The organism is Shewanella sp. A32 (assembly GCF_029167175.1).
Lineage (GTDB): Bacteria > Pseudomonadota > Gammaproteobacteria > Enterobacterales > Shewanellaceae > Shewanella > Shewanella yunxiaonensis.
In genome coordinates, this window is record NZ_JARFTS010000054.1 from 1 (window position 1) to 2,238 (window position 2,238).

General features: G+C 44.0%; 3 protein-coding genes. All 3 read left to right on the plus strand.

What is annotated here, in order from left to right:
- The first annotated feature begins 489 nt into the window (after window positions 1–489).
- The 3 genes from PY479_RS17475 to PY479_RS17485 all read left to right on the plus strand — a co-directional run bounded on the left by PY479_RS17475 (window position 490) and on the right by PY479_RS17485 (window position 2,112).
- Window positions 490–840: a hypothetical protein gene (locus PY479_RS17475; RefSeq protein WP_212594910.1), complete on the plus strand. Its 351-nt coding sequence runs from the start codon at window positions 490–492 to the stop codon at window positions 838–840.
- A gap of 59 nt (window positions 841–899) precedes the next feature.
- The gene (locus tag PY479_RS17480) at window positions 900–1,802 is read left to right on the plus strand and encodes a 1,4-dihydroxy-2-naphthoyl-CoA synthase (protein ID WP_212594911.1); all 903 of its coding nucleotides are present in this window, start codon (window positions 900–902) and stop codon (window positions 1,800–1,802) included.
- 118 nt (window positions 1,803–1,920) lie between these two features.
- Complete coding sequence (locus PY479_RS17485; RefSeq protein ID WP_212594912.1) at window positions 1,921–2,112, plus strand: DUF2061 domain-containing protein; 192 nt, start codon at window positions 1,921–1,923, stop codon at window positions 2,110–2,112.
- The last annotated feature ends 126 nt before the right edge of the window (window positions 2,113–2,238 follow it).

The window sequence follows — 2,238 nt, forward strand, 5'->3', positions numbered from 1 at the left end:
TTGCTTGTCTCATCAATTGTTAAAGAGCGTTGTTCGGGCTTATCTCCGAACAGGGACGTGCATTCTACACCACCCCGTTTTGGCGTCAAGTGGCTTTCACCAATCTTTTTTCGCCAGGACAATTCAGCCTTGCCGCCTTGTCCTCAACACCGCCAGCGTGTCGCTGTTGCCGTGTCAGTGGGTGCGCATTATAGGCCCCTTAGCTGTTTGCGCAAGGGCTAAATAAAAGAATTTTTTCGTTTGTTCAAGAAACCATCCAACCGCTTAAAAGTTAAATGGTTATGGTACAAATAAGCGCCTATTACCGACTTTTGCAGGGGACTTAGATGAACATCCGTCTATTCAGTGTAGGCAAGCTCTCCGAATTTTGCCTAATAAGACTAAAAAATTTCTCGCCAGTCAGCGTACGTTAAACTGGAATTCTGCACTATTTACCACAACCTGAAGTATTATTGCGTTATCTCGCACACGAGAGTTGAAGGAGCCACGATGAGAGGATGGATTATTCTGGCAGTGCTCGCTGCTATTGTTTACTACCTTGCGACTAAGACAGATAAGCTAGATGAGCCTATCGCAAAATCAGAAGCGCTACTGAATAAGATAGAACGCAAACTGGATGCGATGACAGGAACTCAAATTATCCGTATCGATCAAAAGCGTGCAAAACTAAGGTCAACTCTCGGCGAGCGATTGTCTAATGCTGAACTGCAAGAGTTGAATAAGGTATTGGAAAGTCCTGATACCTTTTCAGATTTCAAGGATGAGTATTGCCGCAGTGATGTCATGTCACATCCAGTATTCAGTAAGGACAATCTTCAGTTTATTTGCGATAACTTTTAATCAGGATGCAGTATCGTCGATAAATTTCTAACTAACGCTTTTACTTAAGGGCTGTAACTATGTCGCAATTCGTATCTGATATCTTTGACACTAAATCTTGGGAGCCAGTATCAGGCTTTGATTTTGAAGATATTACCTACCATAGAGCTAAAGAGCAGGGTACGGTCAGAATTGCTATTAACCGTCCCGATTGTCTTAATGCCTTTCGTCCCAAAACGGTTGATGAGCTGTATACCGCACTAGACCACGCCCGCCAGTGGTCTGATGTTGGCTGTGTTTTAGTGACGGGTAATGGGCCATCAGCAAAAGGACAATGGTCTTTTTCTTCCGGTGGTGATCAGCGTATTCGTGGCAAAGACGGTTATAAGTATGAAGGTGTCGAAGCGGGAAAGGCTGATTTGGCACGGATGGGACGGCTTCATATCCTTGAGGTGCAGCGGCTGATCCGTTTTATGCCCAAGGTAGTGATTGCGGTCGTTCCTGGTTGGGCGGTAGGAGGCGGTCATAGTTTACATGTTGTGTGTGATTTGACATTAGCCTCTAAAGAACATGCAGTTTTCAAACAAACAGATCCTGATGTTGCCAGCTTTGATTCTGGTTATGGCAGCGCTTATCTCGCAAAAATGATCGGTCAAAAGCGCGCTCGGGAAATTTTCTTTTGTGGGTTTAATTACAGTGCCGACGAAGCTTTTGCTATGGGCATGGTGAATAAGTCAGTACCACATGCCGAACTGGAACAAGAAGCTTTACGTTGGGCCAAAGAAATCAACTCCAAAAGCCCGACAGCAATGCGTATGTTGAAATATGGTTTCAACTTGCCAGATGATGGTCTGGTGGGACAACAGCTATTTGCGGGAGAGGCGACTCGTTTAGCCTATGGTACCGCTGAAGCCCAAGAAGGCCGGGATGCATTTTTGGAAAAACGCGATCAGGATTTCTCTGAATTTCCTTGGTACTACTAACATCGTTGAAGTTGGATTAATGTCGAACGCATTTTCCGTTTAGCATAATCGAAATCCTCCTGTTTATTTTTATATGATAACAATTATCATTAACACATAAACAAATGGGAGGTGGGGCATGATTAAGACATTAACCTTTGCTGTGCTGCACTTTAGTGTGGCTTTCAGCATCACTTATCTGTTAACCGGTAGTGTATTGGTCGGTGGCGCTGTAGCATTGATAGAACCGAGTATTAATACTGTCGTGTTTTACTTTCACGATAAATTCTGGAAGAAGTGGGAAGCTAAACATCCTTCAGTTGCTATTTAAACATCGCGAATTAAAAAGCCCGGACGATGCCGGGCTTTTTTGTCTAAAAGTGTCCCGTCCTGAAATACGTTGACATAAAGAGGACTTCTTTATGGCGACATCAACTAACTCAAGCCGTAAGCGCAC

Excerpts from the sequence above, each read along its gene's own strand:
- PY479_RS17475 (WP_212594910.1), top strand. The coding sequence starts at position 490 with ATGAGAGGATGGATTATTCTGGCAGTGCTCGCTGCTATTGTTTACTAC.
- PY479_RS17480 (WP_212594911.1), top strand. The coding sequence starts at position 900 with ATGTCGCAATTCGTATCTGATATCTTTGACACTAAATCTTGGGAGCCA.
- PY479_RS17485 (WP_212594912.1), top strand. The coding sequence starts at position 1,921 with ATGATTAAGACATTAACCTTTGCTGTGCTGCACTTTAGTGTGGCTTTC.